16 protein-coding genes are annotated in these 17,480 nt (G+C 72.9%); 4 read left to right on the forward strand and 12 right to left on the reverse strand.

The window, feature by feature from the left end:
• Positions 1 to 281 precede the first annotated feature (281 nt).
• A complete protein-coding gene (locus ACIQZN_RS21375) occupies positions 282 to 473 on the reverse strand; it encodes a hypothetical protein (RefSeq protein WP_018524181.1) in 192 nt (63 codons plus the stop codon).
• 186 nt (positions 474 to 659) lie between these two features.
• Complete coding sequence (locus ACIQZN_RS21380) at positions 660 to 920, reverse strand: hypothetical protein (RefSeq protein WP_383297108.1); 261 nt, start codon at positions 918 to 920, stop codon at positions 660 to 662.
• Positions 921 to 1,125: 205 nt separating this feature from the next.
• Between ACIQZN_RS21380 and ACIQZN_RS21385 the strand changes: the two genes are divergently transcribed.
• Positions 1,126 to 2,418, forward strand: coding sequence for a protein kinase (locus ACIQZN_RS21385; protein ID WP_403996027.1), 1,293 nt, complete (start codon positions 1,126 to 1,128; stop codon positions 2,416 to 2,418).
• Here the strand turns inward: ACIQZN_RS21385 and ACIQZN_RS21390 are convergent, their stop codons facing one another.
• From ACIQZN_RS21390 to ACIQZN_RS21425, 8 genes are all read right to left on the reverse strand, one after another.
• Complete coding sequence (locus ACIQZN_RS21390; RefSeq protein WP_403996030.1) at positions 2,419 to 3,237, reverse strand: TrmH family RNA methyltransferase; 819 nt, start codon at positions 3,235 to 3,237, stop codon at positions 2,419 to 2,421.
• 58 nt (positions 3,238 to 3,295) lie between these two features.
• Positions 3,296 to 4,546, reverse strand: coding sequence for a uroporphyrinogen-III C-methyltransferase (gene cobA / locus ACIQZN_RS21395; RefSeq protein WP_403996033.1), 1,251 nt, complete (start codon positions 4,544 to 4,546; stop codon positions 3,296 to 3,298).
• 296 nt (positions 4,547 to 4,842) lie between these two features.
• Positions 4,843 to 8,052 carry a nicotinate-nucleotide--dimethylbenzimidazole phosphoribosyltransferase gene (gene cobT, locus ACIQZN_RS21400; protein WP_403996036.1) on the reverse strand — a complete coding sequence of 1,070 codons (3,210 nt, stop codon included), beginning with the start codon at positions 8,050 to 8,052 and terminating at the stop codon, positions 4,843 to 4,845.
• Between the two features lie 331 nt (positions 8,053 to 8,383).
• Positions 8,384 to 9,622 (reverse strand): precorrin-6y C5,15-methyltransferase (decarboxylating) subunit CbiE, encoded by a 1,239-nt coding sequence (cbiE, locus tag ACIQZN_RS21405; RefSeq protein ID WP_403996039.1) that lies wholly within the window; start codon positions 9,620 to 9,622, stop codon positions 8,384 to 8,386.
• 107 nt (positions 9,623 to 9,729) lie between these two features.
• The gene (locus tag ACIQZN_RS21410; protein WP_403996042.1) at positions 9,730 to 10,416 is read right to left on the reverse strand and encodes a GNAT family N-acetyltransferase; all 687 of its coding nucleotides are present in this window, start codon (positions 10,414 to 10,416) and stop codon (positions 9,730 to 9,732) included.
• Positions 10,417 to 10,518: 102 nt separating this feature from the next.
• Positions 10,519 to 11,373 (reverse strand): MetQ/NlpA family ABC transporter substrate-binding protein, encoded by an 855-nt coding sequence (locus tag ACIQZN_RS21415; protein WP_403996045.1) that lies wholly within the window; start codon positions 11,371 to 11,373, stop codon positions 10,519 to 10,521.
• A 235-nt stretch (positions 11,374 to 11,608) separates the two neighbouring features.
• Complete coding sequence (locus ACIQZN_RS21420) at positions 11,609 to 12,277, reverse strand: methionine ABC transporter permease (protein ID WP_403996048.1); 669 nt, start codon at positions 12,275 to 12,277, stop codon at positions 11,609 to 11,611.
• A complete protein-coding gene (locus tag ACIQZN_RS21425) occupies positions 12,274 to 13,323 on the reverse strand; it encodes a methionine ABC transporter ATP-binding protein (protein ID WP_403996051.1) in 1,050 nt (349 codons plus the stop codon). The genes ACIQZN_RS21420 and ACIQZN_RS21425 overlap by 4 nt, the downstream gene beginning before the upstream one ends.
• Before the next feature lie 551 nt (positions 13,324 to 13,874).
• Here ACIQZN_RS21425 and ACIQZN_RS21430 point away from each other — a divergent pair.
• Entirely contained in the window at positions 13,875 to 14,234 is a 360-nt protein-coding gene (locus tag ACIQZN_RS21430; RefSeq protein ID WP_018103833.1) for a hypothetical protein, read from the forward strand.
• Positions 14,235 to 14,236: 2 nt separating this feature from the next.
• Positions 14,237 to 14,671, forward strand: a complete 435-nt coding sequence (locus ACIQZN_RS21435) for a hypothetical protein (RefSeq protein WP_018103832.1) — start codon at positions 14,237 to 14,239, stop codon at positions 14,669 to 14,671.
• A gap of 25 nt (positions 14,672 to 14,696) precedes the next feature.
• On the opposite strand, the gene ACIQZN_RS21440 is transcribed toward ACIQZN_RS21435, so the two are convergent.
• Both ACIQZN_RS21440 and ACIQZN_RS21445 read right to left on the reverse strand, forming a co-directional pair.
• Positions 14,697 to 15,203: a GNAT family N-acetyltransferase gene (locus tag ACIQZN_RS21440; protein WP_403996055.1), complete on the reverse strand. Its 507-nt coding sequence runs from the start codon at positions 15,201 to 15,203 to the stop codon at positions 14,697 to 14,699.
• Between the two features lie 204 nt (positions 15,204 to 15,407).
• Positions 15,408 to 16,574 carry a glycerophosphodiester phosphodiesterase gene (locus ACIQZN_RS21445; protein WP_403996058.1) on the reverse strand — a complete coding sequence of 389 codons (1,167 nt, stop codon included), beginning with the start codon at positions 16,572 to 16,574 and terminating at the stop codon, positions 15,408 to 15,410.
• 234 nt (positions 16,575 to 16,808) lie between these two features.
• Between ACIQZN_RS21445 and ACIQZN_RS21450 the strand changes: the two genes are divergently transcribed.
• Positions 16,809 to 17,480 carry a 1-acyl-sn-glycerol-3-phosphate acyltransferase gene (locus tag ACIQZN_RS21450; RefSeq protein WP_073967842.1) on the forward strand — a complete coding sequence of 224 codons (672 nt, stop codon included), beginning with the start codon at positions 16,809 to 16,811 and terminating at the stop codon, positions 17,478 to 17,480.

Below are 17,480 nucleotides of genomic sequence, written 5' to 3' on the forward strand. Positions count from 1 at the left end.
ACCGAGGCGGCCGGCGGCTGCGGGGCCGGGCTCGTCCCGGCAGGGCGTACGCGGACCGGACCAGGGTCCGGACCGAGGCGGCCGGCGGCTGCGGGGCCGGACGCGTCCCCGCAGGGCGTACGCGGAGGGGGCGCCGGAGGCGTTCCGGCTCCGGACAGCGCGATGTCCGGTCAGCTCCCCAGCTGACCGGACAAACGCTGCCGTCCGCCGCACCCCCGTCCCCACGGGGTTGTTGGCCGGATGTCCCGGTCCGGACCGCTCTTCCGGACCCGGGGCGCCGCTCAGCGCCCCAGCATCACGCCCACGGACGACGCCTGTGTGACCACTGCTTCCCAGCCGCCGAAGACGACGACGAGCAGGGCCGCCAGGGGAAGGACCATGGCGGTCGCCACCAGCGGGTGGCGGCGGCCGGACGCGGCGGACGAGCCGCGTGTCCGCGTGCGGACCACCGTCCGTGCTGCCGTGTCAGCCATGGTTCCTCTCCTGACCTGATGTGGGGCGGCGGGCGTTTGACCTCGGGGGACGAGTGCGACGCCCGCCGCTTGGACTCAACATTAGGGATCCGGGGGGCGGGCGGCGTCATGCCCGCGTACCGAATCCCGGGCCTCCCGGAGGATGAGCCGTGCTCGGTCGGCGTACTCCCCTGGGTGGAGAACGGACTACGCGGGGTTGGGGTCTTCCCGGAGGGGACGCTCGGAGGCGTCCTCCCTGGGGACCGGTTGTTCGACCAGGGCGAGGACCCTGGTCGCCATGAAGCGGGCCGTGCGCACGACGGACCCGTTTCGGGTGACTTCACTCACTTCGACCACGCCCCGGCGGACCGCGGTCTCCACCCGGCGGCCTGCCCGGGAAGCCACCACCTCGTAGGTCCGGGTGCTGTCCCCGGCGTCCACGACTATCTCGACTCGATCGCCCTTCACTGATCCAATCCCCCTTCTGCGACGGACCTTTGAGATCTCGCACGGGCCGGGGCGCCTGGATCCGCGGCGCCCTGACCACTCCTCAAGTCTCCCACCCGCCACTGACAATCGAATCTCCGTTGAGGGCGCGGCCTCTGAGCACCCCGGGCGGCGGGTACGTAAGCTGTGCCTCGTCAGGCGTACCAGGCAGCGGGGATGGGCAGACATGGCGATGATGCGGCTCCGGCGCGAGGACCCGCGTGTCGTCGGCTCGTTCAGGCTGCACCGGCGGCTCGGGGCCGGCGGGATGGGTGTCGTCTACCTGGGTTCGGACCGGCGGGGCCAGCGCGTCGCGCTGAAGGTGATCCGCCCGGACCTGGCGGAGGATCAGGAGTTCCGTTCGCGGTTCGCGCGCGAGGTGTCCGCCGCCCGGCGGATCCGCGGCGGATGCACGGCCCGGCTGGTCGCCGCCGATCTGGAGGCGGACCGCCCCTGGTTCGCCACGCAGTACGTTCCGGGGCCCTCGCTGCACGACAAGGTGGCCGAGGAGGGCCCGCTGTCGGCCGCCGAGGTGGCCTCGATCGGGGCGGCGCTCTCCGAGGGCCTGGTCGCGGTGCACGAGGCGGGGGTGGTCCACCGGGACCTGAAGCCGTCGAACATCCTCCTTTCCCCCAAGGGCCCCCGGATCATCGACTTCGGGATCGCCTGGTCGACGGGCGCGTCCACGCTGACGCACGTCGGTACGGCGGTGGGCTCGCCCGGCTTCCTCGCGCCCGAGCAGGTGCGCGGCGCGGCGGTGACGCCGGCGACGGACGTGTTCTCGCTCGGGGCGACGCTGGCGTACGCGGCGATGGCCGACTCCCCCTTCGGGCACGGCAGTTCCGAGGTGATGCTGTATCGCGTGGTGCACGAGGAGCCCCAGCTCTTCGATGTGCACGACGCGCTGGCGCCGCTGGTGAGCGCCTGCCTGGCCAAGGACCCGGAGGAGCGGCCGAGCACGCTCCAGCTGTCGATGCGGCTGAAGGAGATCGCGGCGCGCGAGGCGCAGGGGCTGCACGAGAGCCGGCCGCCGGTCCAGCGTTCGGCCCAGGAGGCGGACCGCCCGACCGGCCGGCTGGACGGCCCGTACACCGAGCAGCAGACCCGCCGGGCGGCCGGTCCGCCCCCGGGGTCGCGCCCGCAGAACCGGCCGTCGGCGGCGCGTTCCGCCCCCGCCCGCACCGGTGGCGGCCGGCCGGTGCAGCAGCCGCGCGGGACGGCGCGTCCGGCCAGGCGTCCGCAGGGCACCAACGGGACGAACGGCAGGCCGGGCACGCGGCCCGGGACCCGGACCACGTCGACGGGGCGGCGCCCGGCCAACCCGAAACTGCTGCGGCAGCGGCTCGTCGTCTTCGTGGTGGTGACACTGCTGGTGGCGCTGGGGATCGCGGCGGCGCAGGGCTGCCAGGGTCCGGCCCGGGGGCTGGGCGTGGACCTCGGGCACGGCACGAGCCAGGGCCAGGCCCAGAGCCGGCCGTAATCAGCTCTCGGGGCGTCCTGTGGCCACCGCGTAAAAGGCGACCGCGGCCGCCGCCCCGACGTTCAGCGAGTCCACGCCGTGGGCCATCGGGATGCGCACCCACCGGTCGGCGGCGGCGAGGGCCCGGGCGGACAGGCCGTCGCCCTCGGCGCCGAGCATCAGGGCGACCCGGTCCATCCGGTGCGGCGCCGCCTCCTCGATGCTGACGGCCTGCTCGGCGGGCGTCAGCGCGAGCACCGTGAACCCGGCCTCGCGTACGGTCCCGAGCCCTTGCGGCCAGGTGTCGAGACGGGCGTACGGTACGGAGAACACCGCGCCCATCGAGACCTTGACGGAGCGTCGGTAGAGCGGGTCGGCGCAGTCCGGCGAGAGCAGGACGGCGTCCATCCCGAGGGCGGCGGCGCTGCGGAAGATCGCGCCGATGTTCGTATGGTCGTTGACGGCCTCCATGACGGCCACGCGGCGGGCCGTGCGGAGGAGTTCGGCGGCGGCCGGGAGGGGCTTGCGCTGCATGGAGGCGAGGGCGCCCCGGTGCACGTGGTAGCCGGTGACGCGTTCGGCGAGGTCCGGGGCGACCGTGTAGACGGGGGCGTCGCTCTCCTCGATGACGTCCCGCATCTGGTCGACCCACTTCGCCGAGAGCAGCATGGAGCGCATCTCGTACCCGGCCTGCAGGGCGCGGCGGATCACCTTCTCGCCCTCGGCGATGAAGAGGCCCTCGGCGGGCTCCTTCCTTCGCCGGAGTTCCACGTCGGTGAGGCTGACGTAGTCGCTGAGGCGGGGGTCGTCGGGGGTGTCGATGGTGAGGGGTTGAACCACGGTTCTGGTGCTGCCTTGTCCGGTGGGGGTGCCGACGGTCGGGGGCTGGTACGGCTGGCTACGCGCCGCTCGTCGCGAGGTCCGCGCCGACCTCCACGACGGCGCCGATGACGATGACGGCGGGCGGGCGGACGTCCTCCGCGGCGGCCCGTTCGGCCACCGTCGCGAGGGTGGCGTCGACGCGGCGCTGGGCGGCTGTGGTGCCCTCCTGGACGAGGGCGACCGGGGTCTCGGGCGAGCGGCCGTGCGCCACGAGCGTACGGGCGATGGCGCCGATCTTGTCGACAGCCATCAGGAGCACCAGGGTGCCGCGCAGCTTGGCGAGGGCGGCCCAGTCGACCAGGGAGCGCTCGTCGTCGGGGGCGACGTGCCCGCTGACCACGGTGAACTCGTGGGCGACGCCCCGGTGGGTGACGGGGATGCCGGCCGCGCCGGGCACCGAGATGGAGCTGGAGATGCCGGGGACGACGGTGCACGGGATGCCCTCGGCGGCGAGCGCCTGGGCCTCCTCCATGCCCCGGCCGAAGACGAAGGGGTCGCCGCCCTTGAGCCGGACGACCGCCTTGCCGGCCTTGGCGTGCTCGATCAGCGCGTTGTTGATGGCCTCCTGGGCCATGTAGCGGCCGTACGGGATCTTCGCGGCGTCGATGACCTCGACGTGCGGCGGGAGCTCGTCCAGGAGGTCGCGGGGGCCGAGCCGGTCGGCGATGACGACGTCCGCCTCGGCGAGGAGGCGGCGGCCCCGGACGGTGATGAGGTCCGGGTCGCCGGGGCCGCCGCCGACCAGGGCGACGCCGGCGGTGCGGGTGCGGTGGTGCGGGGCGGCGATGCTGCCGTCGCGCAGGCCCTCCACGATCGCGTCGCGGACGGCGGCGGAGTGGCGCGGGTCGCGGCCGTGGGCGCCTGCGGTGAGCACGGCGACGGTCACACCCTCGCTGCGGCCGGTGGCGGGCGTCCAGGCGGTGGCCGCTTCGGCGTCGTCGCTGCGGACGCACCAGGTGCGGGTGCGTTCGGCCTCGGCGGAGGCGGCCTCGTTGGCGGCGTCGTCGTCGGTCGCGATGAGCGCGTACCAGGTGTCGGTGAGGTCGCCATCGGCGTACCCGCGGCGCTCCCAGCGGATCTCGCCGGCGTCCGCCATCGCCTCGACGGAGGGGGTGGCGGACGGCGACACGAGGACGATGTCGGCGCCGGCCGCGATGAGGGCGGGAAGGCGGCGCTGCGCGACTTGGCCGCCGCCGACGACGACTACGCGGCGCCCGTTGAGGCGCAGTCCGACGGGGTAGGCGGGGCGATCGGCGTGCTCGGCCATGGTGGTGCGGGCTCCTCGGGGCGGTGCGGAAGCGCGGGCCGCTGCGGCGGTGGAGCGGCGTGGGTGTGGTGGGTGGGGATCACGATACGGGGTGGCCCGGGGGCCACGGTGTGCGGTGGGCAGGGGGGCGCCTGCGGCTGGCCTGTTCCCCTCCCCGCCCCTTCCCGAAACCGGGGCGCTGCCCCGGACCCCGCGCCTCAAACGCCGGCGGGGCTGAAAGTGGCCGCGCCACCATCAAGCCCCTGTGGCGATTGAGCAGCGGGGGTACGGGGGCAGAGCCCCCGCAACGAGCCGGGCTACTTCTCCGTCACGCCCGCCGAGTCGAACGTCGCCACCTCGTGCATCGCCCGCGCAGCGCTCTGCACGATCGGCAGCGCCAGCAGCGCACCCGTCCCCTCGCCGAGGCGGAGGTCCAGATCGACCAGCGGGCGCAGGCCGAGCTTGTTGAGGGCGGCCACATGGCCCGGCTCCGCGCTGCGGTGGCCGGCGATGCACGCGGCCAGGGCCTCCGGGGCGATCGCCCGGGCCACCAGGGCCGCCGCGCCCGCGCTCACGCCGTCCAGGATGACCGGCGTACGGAGCGACGCGCCGCCCAGCAGGAAGCCGGCCATCGCCGCGTGCTCCAGGCCGCCGACGGCCGCCAGGACGCCGATGGGGTCCGCCGGGTCGGGCTGGTGGAGTTCCAGGGCGCGCCGCACCACGTCGATCTTGCGGGCGTGCATCTCGTCGTTGATGCCGGTCCCCCGGCCCGTCACCTCGGCCGGGTCCATCCCCGTGTACACGCAGATCAGCGCGGCCGACGCCGTCGTGTTCGCGATGCCCATCTCGCCGGTCAGCAGACCCTTGTTGCCCGCCGCCACCAGGTCGCGGGCGGTCTCGATGCCGACCTCGATCGCCGCGTGGACCTCCTCGCGGGTGAGCGCCGGGCCCGTGGTGAAGTCCGCCGTGCCCGCCCGTACCTTCCGGGGCAGCAGGCCCGGCATCGCGGGCAGTTCCGCGACCGCGCCCACGTCGACCACGCAGACCTCGGCGCCGACCTGCGACGCGAACGCGTTGCACACCGCGCCGCCGCCCAGCATGTTGGCGATCATCTGGCCGGTGACCTCCTGGGGCCACGCCGTGACGCCCTGCGCGTGCACCCCGTGGTCGCCCGCGAACACCGCGACGGCCGCCGGTTCCGGGATCGGCGGCGGGCACATCCGGGAGAGCCCGGCCAGCTGCGCCGAGATGATCTCCAGCATGCCGAGCGCACCGGCCGGCTTCGTCATCCGCTTCTGGCGCTCCCACGCCTCGCCGAGCGCCTTGGCGTCCAGCGGGCGGATGTTGGAGATCGTCTCCTGGAGCAGGTCGTGCGGCGCCTCGCCGGGCAGGGCGCGGCGGCCGTACGTCTCCTCGTGGACGACCCAGGACAGCGGGCGCCGCTTCGACCAGCCCGCCTGCATCAGCTCCGGGTCCTCGGGGAACTCGTCCACGTACCCCACGCAGAGGTAAGCCACGATCTCCAGGTGCTCCGGCAGTCCCAGCGCGCGCACCATCTCGCGCTCGTCGAAGAAGCTCACCCAGCCGACGCCCAGGCCTTCGGCGCGTGCCGCCAGCCACAGGTTCTCCACGGCGAGCGCCGACGAGTACGGGGCCATCTGCGGCTGCGTGTGCCGGCCGAGCGTGTGGCGGCCGCCCCGCGTCGGGTCGGCGGTCACGACGATGTTGACCGGGGTGTCGAGGATCGCCTCGATCTTCAGTTCCTTGAACTGCTTCGCCCGCGCCTTCGGCAGCGACTTGGCGTAGGCCTCCCGCTGCTGCTGCGCCAGCTCGTGCATCGAGCGGCGCGTCTCGGCGGACCGGATGACCACGAAGTCCCACGGCTGCGAGTGGCCCACGCTGGGCGCCGTGTGCGCGGCCTCCAGGACGCGCAGCAGCACCTCGTGCGGGATGGGGTCGCTGCGGAAACCGTTGCGGATGTCGCGGCGCTCCCGCATGACCCGCAGGACGGCCTCGCGCTCGGCGTCGTCGTAGCCGGGCGCGGGGGGCGCCGTGGGCGCCGCCGCTTCGGGGGCCTCCGCCGGTACGGGCTCCGCGTCGTCGCTCAGGTCCGGGGTCTCGATGACCTCGGGACCGGGCTCGGGGGCGGGTGCGGGTGCCTCCGACTGTATCGACTGTTCGGCGGCCTCCGGCTCGGGGGCCGGTGCGGGCTCGGTCACGGCCTCGGGCTGCGGCTCGGCGACCGGTGCCGGTGCGGGCTCCACGACCGGGGCCGGTGCGGCCTCGGCGACCGGGACCGCCTCGGGCTCCGCCACCGCGACGGGCTCCGGCTCGGCAGCCGGTGCGGGCTGCGGCTCGGGGGCCGCTACGGGCTCCGCCACCGCGACGGGCTCCGGCTCGGGGGCCGGTGCGGGCTGCGGCTCAGGGGTCTGTACGGGCTCCGCCACGGCCACCGGCTCCGGCTCGGCGGCCGGTGCGGGCTCCGGCACGGCGGCCGGCTCGGGCTGCGGATCGGCCGCCTGCGCGGGCTCCGCCACCGGGGCCGGTGCGGCCTCGGCGACCGGGACCGGCTCGGGCTCCACCACGGCGACGGGCTCCGGCGCCGCGACCTGGGCCGGCTCCGCCACGGCCACCGGCTCGGGCGCCGCCACGGGCTCCGTGACCGGCTGCTCGGCAACCGGTGCCGGGGCCTCCGCCTCGGCGATCTGCGCCTCCGGTGCCGGTACCGGCTCCGCCGCGACCGGTGCGGGCGCCACCGTCTCGGCGATCTGCGGCTCAGGTGCCGGTGCCTCGGCCGCCGGGGCGACGGGCTCGGGCGGCAGGGCCTGCTCCGGTGCCTCCGGCGCAAGCGGGGCCCACTGGTGGGCCGTCTGCGGCGGGATCTCGCCGAGCTGGGGGCCCGGGAGGGGCTGGTCCGTCGGCTGGGGGTCGAAGTACTCCGGCTCGGCCGTCGCCGGGCCCGCGTGGCGGGCCTGGGGTGCTCCGGCCGGGCCGCGGTCGGCCAGGGAGCGGACCACGCCGGCCCCCGCCGTACCGCCGTAGGACGGCTCGGGCGAGGCCGGGCCGCGGTGCAGCGGGCGGCGCACGGGGGCCTGCGCGGCGGAGGCGGGGATGCGGACGGCGCCGAGGTCGACGGAGCCGGAGTCGCGGCCTCCGGACTCGTGCGCGCCGGGGCCGGTCTCGGGCAGCGGTGCGGCGGCGGCCTGGTGCATGGCGTACGCGGGGGCCTGCTCCTGGAGCTGGACGGGGCCCTGGGCGTGCGTCGGGTCGGCCGGCTGGGGCTGGAAGTGCGGCTGGTAGGCGCCCTGCGCGGCGGGGTCCGCGTAGTGGTCGGTCGGCTGAGCGGCCGGCTGGGGTTCGCCCCAGGCGCCCTGGGCGCTCGGCATCAGGAGGAGGTCGTCGTCCTCGGAGGTGTGCGCGGAGGGTTCGAGGTAGGTGTAGGAGTCGGGCGCGGGGACGCCCGGCTGCTCCACCGTGCCCGTGTTCTCCGGCAGTCCCTCGCCCGGGATCCGGCCGGTGTCACTCATGCGTTCCCCTCGCCCATCGTCAGTGCTCCTTCGGCCCTTCGCCCGGGACGCCCGGACACGGCACGCGGTGCTCGTCCAATGGAACGAGCGGGCGCGCCGCGCGGCACGAATCGGTCGCGGACATCCTGCATTCTCGCGGTCGTTCGCCGCCGCGGCAGCTGATTTCGCCACGGCCCGCTGTGGACTGCGCCACGTTGCGCGTCCCAGGGTGCTGCCGTACCACAACGGGGACCAAAACGGTCCCCTTTTCCGGACATTGACGAACGAAGCGACGAACGTCCGGGAGCGGTGCGACGATCGGCCAGCCTACCTCGCACCGCTTGCCGACGGGTCAGGGGGCAAGGTCCGAACGGAGTGCGGAAAGGAGAAAGACGACCGTGCGTTCGCGCTCCGACCAGGCGGTCGTGTCGAGTTCGACGGACTGGAGGAGCGAGCAGTCGACCGTGTAGCCGTTTCCGGCCAGTGCGGCACCCAGTGCCTCGGCCTCGTCGCGGGTGGAGGCGTGCGTGACGATGCGCTCCGGGCGGCGGTCCGCGACGGCGGTGGCGACGGGGACTCCGCCGCCTCCGATGCGTACGACATCGGGCTCGGGCAGCCGTTCCAGTACGTGCGGGGCGCGGCCCTCGACGACCTGGAGCTGTACGCCGAAGGCGCGGGCGGCGGCCGTGGTGCGGGCGCAGGCGTCGGGGTCGCTGTCCACGGCGAGGACCGCCGCGCCGAAGCGGGCCGCCTCGACGGCCAGCGCGCCGCTCCCGGAGCCGATGTCCCAGACGAGGTCGCCGGTGCGGGGGCCGAGATGGGCGAGCTGGGCGGCGCGCAGGACGGGGCCCTCGCCCTCGCCGCTCTCCCCCGTCGGGCGGGCGCCCGGGTCCGGGTAGGCGTCGGCGGGCAGGGCCCATCCCCGTACGCCCTGCGGGTGGGCGGGATGGCGGCCGGCGATCCAGGCACCCTCGGCCTGCTGTTCGGGGCTGCCGCCGATGACGATGACGACGTTGGGGTCGCGCCAGACGTGGTCGGCCGCGGTGTCCGACGTGACGACGGTGACCTGTTCGCGGTCGGTGCCCAGCTCCTCGCAGATGACGAACGTGCGGTGGACGCCTTCGAGGAGCAGGGCCAGTTCGACCGGTCCGGCGCCGGGCGAGGTGAGGACGGCGACCTTGTGGTGGGCGCGGCAGACGTTCACGGCGCGGCGCAGGGTGCGGGGGTGGGCCACGACCGTCTGGGCGTCCTCCCAGGGCATGCCGGCGCGGGCGAAGGCGGTGGCGACGGAGGAGACGGCCGGGACGACCTCGACCTCCAGGCCGTGCTGCGGGGCGCGCAGGGTGCGGACGACGCCGAAGAAGCCGGGGTCGCCGTCGGCGAGGACGACGGCGCTGCCGCGGTGGCCGGCGATGCGGCGGGCGGCGAGGTCGACGGAGCCGAGGCGGATGCGTTCGGCGTTCCGGGGGACCTCGGGCAGCGCGAGGTGGTGGGCGGCTCCGGCGACCAGGGTCGCGGCCGAGAGCGCTGCGGTGGCCGCTCTGGTCAGCGGCGAGCCGTCCCAGCCGATCACTGTGACCCGGTCGGCCATCTTGGTGTCATTCTCCTGGAGTCGTCGCAGGCGGGGCGGTGGCCCGGGGGCGGGCAGGGTGAGGTTACCGGGTCCCCTCCGGCGGGGTGCCGGGGCCCCGCCGCCGGTCAGTTCCAGTCGTTGTAGGTGCCGTAGCCGCCGGCGTCGGCGAGCTGTTCGGCGACGCCTTCGAGGTCCTCGGGGAGCAGGCCCCAGACGATGAGGTCGGTGCGGATGTCGGTCCATCCGCCGTCCGTGCCGTTCTCGGTCCGGGTACGCGATATGCGGGCGTTGCGCAGGACGCCCTCGCTGATGCAGCCGAGCTTCTGGGCGACCTGCTGGGAGGCGGTGTTGTCGGCTGCGGTGCGCAGTTCGATGCGCTCGAAGCCCTGGTCGCGGAAGAGCCACTGGGCGACGGCGAGCACGGATTCGGTGGCGTAGCCCTCGCCGCGGGCCCAGGGTGCGGTGATGTAGTCGGCCTCGGTGGACAGGGTGCGCCAGTCGGTGTTGCGGAGCCGTACGGAGCCGACGAGGCGCTGGGTGAGGAACTCGGTGACGGCCAGGGCGATCCCGTCGCCCTTGGTGCGGTGTGCCGGAGCGATTCTGCGCACCCAGCGTTCGGCGTCGACCTGGGTGTAGGGGTGGGGTGCGTCGGTCCAGGCGGTGACCAGCTCGTCGTTCATCATCTCGATGTACGCGGGGAGGTCCGCCATGTCGAATGGGCGCAGCACCAGCCGGTCCGTGCTGATGGAGATGTCCGGGAAGGTGGAAGTCATGCGCAGCTCCATGCCGAAGACCGTGTAAATGCACAGCATGCAGCATCGCCGGGGGCGCGTGCATGGCCGGGTCGGTACGGCGGAGCCCCGCACCCCCCGGGCGGGGGGTGCGGGGCTCCTGGGGCAAGTGCCGTGTACGGGTCAGGACTTGGTGTCACCGAAGGCGGGGACGACCGAGCCCTGGTAGGTGTCCTCGATGAACTTCTTGACCTCGTCGGAGTGCAGGAGCTTCACGAGCTTCTGGACGCGGGGGTCCTTCTCGTTGCCCTTCTTCACGGCGATGATGTTGGCGTACGGGTTGCCGTCGGCCTTCTCCAGGACGAGAGCGTCCTTCGCGGGCTTGAGCTTGGCCTCGATGGCGTAGTTGCCGTTGATGACGGCGGCGTCCACGTCGTTGAGGGCGCGCGGGACCGTGGCGGCTTCCAGCTCCTTGAACTCCAGGCCCTTCTTGTCGGTGATGTCGCTCAGCTTGGCGCTGGTGCCGACACCCGCCTTGAGGGTGATGAGGTGGTTCTCGGCGAGCAGCTGGAGCGCGCGGCCCTCGTTGGTGGTGTCGTTGGGGACGGCGATGGTCTGGCCGGCCTTGATGGCGTCGAGGCTCTTGACCTTCTTGGAGTAGAGGCCGAGCGGTTCGAGGTGGACGGTGCCGACGGAGACCAGGTGGGTGTTGTTCTTCTTGTTGAAGTCGTCCAGGTAGGGCTGGTGCTGGAAGAAGTTGGCGTCGACCTGGCCGGTCTCGGTGGCGGTGTTCGGCAGGACGTAGTCCGTGAACTCCTTGACCTCCAGCTTGAGGCCGGCCTTCTCGGCGAGGTTCTTCTTGACGAAGCCGAGGATGTCGGCGTGCGGCGTCGGGGACGCGGCGACGACGAGGGCCTTGGAGCTGTCGGCGGTGCCGCTCTTGGACGCCGGGTCGGAGTCCGTACCGCAGGCGGTGAGGCCGAGGGCGAGGGCGGTGGTGGCCGCGGCGGCGGCGGTGATCTTGATGCTGGTACGCACGAAAAGTGCCTCTTTCAGGTGGTGATGGTGGAGCGCCCGGACAAGGAGTGCGGGCTAGGGGGTGTCTTGCCGGTCAGGGCCGGATCAGGCCGCGGCGTCTGGTGCGGTGCATCGCAAGGCGCCGGGGCGTCCTCATCGCGGAGCGATTAGGGCGGTTCGGCAACGCCGCGAGGTACCGTGCCAGGCGTCGCGGGCCCGGCCCTGACCGGCAAGACACCCCCCTGGGGAAGGGAAGTCAGGTGGTGCGGCCTCGGCGGGCCAGCAGGCGGACGGCGAGGTCGCCGATCAGCTGGACGAGGGTCACGATGACGATCAGCAGCGCGACCGTGATCAGCATGAACCGGTTGTCGAAGCGCTGGAATCCGTAGGTGACGGCCTTGGAGCCGAGCCCTTCGCCGCCGACCGCGCCGGCCATCGCGGAGTAGCCGATGAGCACGATGACGGTGGTGGTGATCCCGGAGACCAGGGACGGCAGGGCCTGCGGGAGGAGCACCTTGCGGACGATCGTCGGGATGGAGCCGCCCATCGACTGGACGGCCTCCACGAGCCCGTGGTCGACCTCGCGCACCGCCGTCTCGACCAGCCGGGCGAAGAACGGGATGGCGCCGACGGCGAGCGGCACGATCATCGCGGTGGGGCCGATGAAGGTGCCGACGACCCAGGTGGTGAACGGGATCAGGGCGATCAGCAGGATGATGAACGGCAGCGAGCGGCCGATGTTCACGATCACGCCGACGACCTTGTTCACCGGGGTGTTCTGGAGCAGTCCGCCCTTGTCGGTGAGGACGAGCAGGACGCCGAGGGGCAGTCCGACCAGGACGGTGACGAGGGCGGACCACAGCACCATGTAGAGGGTGTCGACGGTGCCCTGCGACAGCAGCGGCTGCATTTCGGACCAGGTCACTTCGCCACCTCCTTGGTGAGCGGTGCGGGTGCGGAGACGGGTGCGGCATCCACGAGCTCGGCCTGAAGGCCCTGTTCGCGCAGGAAGCCGATGGGGACGACGTTCTCCTCGAACCGGCCGGGCAGTTCGATGCGCATGCGCCCGATCTGCTTGCCGCCGACGGTGTCCATGGCGGCGCCCAGGATCGAGATGTCGATGTTGTACGTACGGGAGAGCTGCGAGATCACCGGGCGGGCGGCGGCCTCGCCGTGGAAGGTGACGTCCACGACGGTGCGGTCGGGCGCGGAGGCGGTGCCGCCGACGGGGAACAGCTCGTGGGCCAGCTCGGAGCCGGGGGTGGCGAGCAGTTCGCCGACGGTGCCGGACTCCACGATCCTGCCTCCCCGCATCAGGGCGGCGGAGTCGCAGACGGTCTTGACGACGTCCATCTCGTGGGTGATGAGCAGGACGGTGAGCCCGAGCTGCTGGTTGAGGTCGCGCAGGAGCTGGAGGATGGAGCGGGTGGTCTCGGGGTCCAGGGCGGAGGTCGCCTCGTCGGACAGGAGCACCTTGGGGTCGCCTGCGAGGGCGCGGGCGATGCCGACGCGCTGCTTCTGGCCGCCGGAGAGCTGACCCGGGTAGGACTTGGCCTTGTCGGCGAGGCCGACCAGGTCGAGGAGTTCGAGGGCCTTGCGGGAGCGCTCGCGGCCGGTGACGCCGAGGATCTCCAGGGGGAGTTCGACGTTGCTCTGCACGGTGCGGGAGGCCAGCAGGTTGAAGTGCTGGAAGACCATGCCGATGCGGCTGCGCGCCTCGCGCAGCTCCTTGCCGGCCCGGCGGCCCCGGCCCGCGAGGGCGGTGAGGTCCTGGCCGGCCACGGCCACGGTGCCCGAGGTGGGGCGCTCCAGGAGGTTGACGCAGCGGATGAGCGAGGACTTGCCGGCGCCGCTGCGGCCGATGACGCCGTACACCTCGCCCTCGCTTACGTGGAGGTCGACGCCGTCCAGGGCGGTGACCTCGCGGTCGCGCGAACGGTAGACCTTCGTGAGGCCCGTCGTGGTGATCACAGGGGTTTCCGTCACTGTCGAGTGCGCGGCGCGGTGTCCGCCGGGCACGGGGCATGCGTCCGGGGGTGATCCGGACGTTTTCGATCGGACGTTCCGAGCGGGTTCCCGGGGCGTCCGGGCGCGGCGGTCACCGCGGGCCGGGGCCCGTACGGGCGGCCGGGAAGGGTCTCGCTTCGGGGCGCGAGGCTCGGTCGTGGGCCCTCAGAAGGCGCGCATTCGACCCATACAACGAGCACCGGGCGTCGTGATCGCCTCGGTCGCAAGGATGCGGCTGCTCGTCGTGGTCATGGGCACAAGTAAAACAGACGTGAGTTCGCCGCCGGACCGGTTGTCCGGATAGCGGACGGCCATGGATGGGTGGGCACGACGGTCCCGTATCGGCCGACGTTTTCCAGCCAAACGGCTCTGACCTGCGGTGATGTACTCGTAGCGACCCCTCCCATGCCACTCCCCCAGTCCCCGGGAGCAGCGCACCCTGTGGTCAAGGCCACCATCCCCGGCGAACCGGGGGCGAGGGCGGAGGGTCCGGCGCGCCGTAATACCCTCGGCTCATGCTCGACGCCCTGACGGTCGCGGTCGCCGTGGCCGCCCTCGCCCTCGCCGCCTGGTGCGGATACGCCGCCTACCGCGACCAGCCCACCAAGGACTGGCACTTCATCGGCATGGCCGTCGTCTCGCTGCTGGCCCTGGCGCAGCTGGTGACGGGGATCGTGCAGCTGGCCCGGGGCGAGCGGCCGGAGCAGGGCATGACCATCTTCATCGCGTACCTCGCCGGGGCGTTCCTCGCCGTACCGGCGGCGGGGTTCCTGTCGCTGAGCGAGCGGACCCGCTGGGGCTCGGTGACGGTGGCGGCGGGCGCGGTCGTCCTGGCCGTCCTCGAAGTACGGCTCTACGACATCTGGGGAAGCTGACCGTGACCGACACCGACACCACGCAGGCGACGGCCGGCGAGAAGCGGCCCTTCGACCTCGGCACCGGTCCCGGCCGGGTCCTCGTCTGGTTCTACGGCGTGTTCACCGTGGCGGCGGCGTCCCGTTCGATCGTCCAGATGATCCTGGACTTCGGGCGTGCGCCCCTCGCCTATGTGCTGTCGGCGGTCGCCGCGCTCGTCTACGGCTTCATCACGTATTCGCTGGTGCGCGGCGGCGAGCGGGCGCGCCGGACGGCGCTGGTGTGCTGCGCGGCCGAGCTGGCCGGGGTGCTGATCGTGGGGACGTGGACGCTGGTGGAGCCGTCCGCGTTCGCCGACGCGACCGTGTGGTCGTACTGCGGCCGGGACTACCTGTTCATCCCGGTGATCCTGCCGGTGACCGGGATGATGTGGCTGCGCCGCGCCCGGACCGCGTAAGGGCCCGCGCGCGGCGCGTGTACGGCTAGGCGCTGGCCACGTACGCGGTGGGGGCCGGGGCCTCCTTCTCCAGCAGGATCATCATGACCCCGTCGCTGCCCGGGGCGTTGCCCACGGCGGCGTAGCCCGCGCGCTGGTAGAGCCTCAGGTTGGCCTCGCTGCGGTGGCCGGTGTGCAGCCGGAAGCGGGTGGCGGCGCGCTCGTCGGCGAGGCCCGCCTCCGCCGCGCGCAGCAGCCGGGCGCCGAGGCCGTGGCCCCGCAGGCGCGGGTGGACGCAGAGCCTGCCGATCTGGCCGGTGCCGTCCTCGTCGGCCGAGCCCCGGACCGAGCCGACGACCTCGTCGCCGAGCCGTGCCACGTAGACCAGGTTCTCCGCGATCTCGGCGCGCACCGAGTCGAGGGTCTGGACGAGCGGGTCGATGCGGTAATTGCCGTACAGCTCCGCCTCGCTCTGGAAACAGAGGTACTGCAGCTTCAGAATCTCTTCGGCGTCCCGCACGTCCGCCGCCGAGATGGTCACGCTCATGCCCATGTGCGCATGCCTCCCGCTCACCTGATCCGCCGGTTGTCTCCCGCTCCTTTCCCACGGTTCAGGAGCGACAACCTCCGCCGCGAGCATTCTGCGCAGACATCCAAGGCATCGGGAACGGATGGGGCCCAAACTCCCCTGTGACATAGCCAACTCCCCTGCGATGTGACGGGAGCGGGGTACTGACGGGGAGTCGGGCCCGACGTGCTACTTCTTCGCCGCGAAGTCCGCCGCCGCGAGCAGGGCGGTGTCCGGGTTGTCGGAGAAGATGCCGTCGATCCCGGTCGCGAAGTACGCGGCGAACGCGCCGAACGCGTCCCCGTACGCGTTGGGGTCGCTGCCGCGCCGGAAGTCGGCGGGCAGGAAGGTGTTCTCGTTGCGCATCGTGTACGGGTGGAGGACGAGGCCCTGCGCGTGGGCGTCGCGCACCAGGGTGGTGGGCTCGGCGAGCCGGCCGGCGGCGTCCTTGGGGATGATCAGGTCCAGGGTGGGGCCGATGCCCTGTGCGAAGGAGGCCATCCACTTGAGGCCGGCCGGCTTGACCAGGTCGTCCGTGGTGCGGGGGTCGCCGGACACCTCGAAGTCCCAGGGCTTGGTGCCGGTGCCGGAGAGCAGGACGATGCGCGGGGTCGCGACGAGCCGGGCCAGCCGCTGGACGCTGCCGGGTTCGAAGGACTGGAGGATCACCGGGGACTGGGCGCGGTGGCGTCCGTAGCGGCGCAGCAGCTTGGCCAGCGGCTCCTCCAGGCCGAGTCCGATCCCCCGGAAGTAGGTGGGGTGCTTGGTCTCGACGTACAGCCAGACGGGCTTTCCGCGGCGGCGGCCCTCGCGGTCGGCCCAGCGCAGGACCTCCTCGAAGGTGGGAACCTCCCAGCGGCCGTCGTACAGCGTGTTCTTCTGGCGGTTGGCCGGGATGCGCTCCTTGGCGCGGAGCGTCTTGAGCTCGGCGAGGGTGAAGTCCTCGGTGAACCAGCCGGTGAGGGACACACCGTCGACGCTCTTGGTGGTCCTGCGGTTCGCGAACTCGGGGTGCGCGGAGACGTCGGTGGTGGCGGTGATGTCGTTCTCGTGGCGGCAGACGAGGTGGCCGTCGCGGGTGGGGACGAGGTCCTGCTCGATGATGTGCGCGCCCATGTCCAGGGCGAGCTGGTAGGAGCCCAGCGTGTGTTCGGGGCGGTAGCCGCTGGTGCCCCGGTGACCGATGACGGTCGGGACCGGCAGGTCGAGGCGGTGGCCGCCGTGGTCCCCGTGTCCGCCGTTGCGGTCGGCCGCCTGCGCCGTTGTGGTGACACCCAGGGCGGCGGTTCCGAGGACGGCCGCCCCCGCTCCGATGACGGTCCGGCGGCCCGGCGCGGCCTGCGCACGCTCTGTCATGAATGCTCCTCGCATGTGATGTACGGCACCTGTCGAGCGAGGATCGAGCGTAGGCAGAGGTACGGTCCTGGGGGCGGCACCTGGACGAACATGGCGCGAACACATGTCAACACGGTGTATCCGATGCGTGAACCCGATGTGCGATGGGCCGGTACCCGCGAGTATCGTCCTCACCTGCATGGACCTTTACAATCCGTCACCCCGGCCGGCCCGGCCACTACACCGGAGGAAGCGTTGTCCCGTCTCGCACTCATCAAGGCAGTGCTCGGACCGATCCTGCGCCTGATGTTCCGTCCCCGGATGGAGGGCATCGAGAACATTCCGGGCAGCGGGCCGGTGATCCTGGCGGGCAACCATCTGACGTTCATCGACTCGATGATCATGCCGATCTGCTGCGACCGCCCGGTGTTCTTCATCGGCAAGGACGAGTACGTGACGGGCAAGGGGCTCAAGGGCCGGCTGATGGCCTGGTTCTTCACGGGCGTCGGGATGATCCCGGTGGACCGGGACGGCGGGCGCGGCGGTGTCGCGGCGCTGATGACGGGGCGCCGGATCCTGGAGGAGGGCAAGGCGTTCGCGATCTACCCGGAGGGCACCCGCTCCCCCGACGGCCGGCTCTACCGGGGCCGTACGGGCATCGCGCGGCTGACGCTGATGACGGGCGCGCCGGTGGTGCCGTTCGCGATGATCGGCACGGACAAGCTCCAGCCGGGCGGCTCGGGTCTGCCCCGGCCGGGCAAGGTCACGGTGCGCTTCGGTGAGCCGATGGAGTTCTCGCGCTACGAGGGCATGGACCGCGACCGCTATGTGCTGCGGGCGGTAACCGACTCCGTGATGGCCGAGGTGATGCGGCTGTCCGGCCAGGAGTACGTGGACATGTACGCGACCAAGGCGAAGGCCGCCTGA

The organism is Streptomyces sp. NPDC097595, assembly GCF_044761525.1.
GTDB lineage: Bacteria > Actinomycetota > Actinomycetes > Streptomycetales > Streptomycetaceae > Streptomyces > Streptomyces drozdowiczii_A.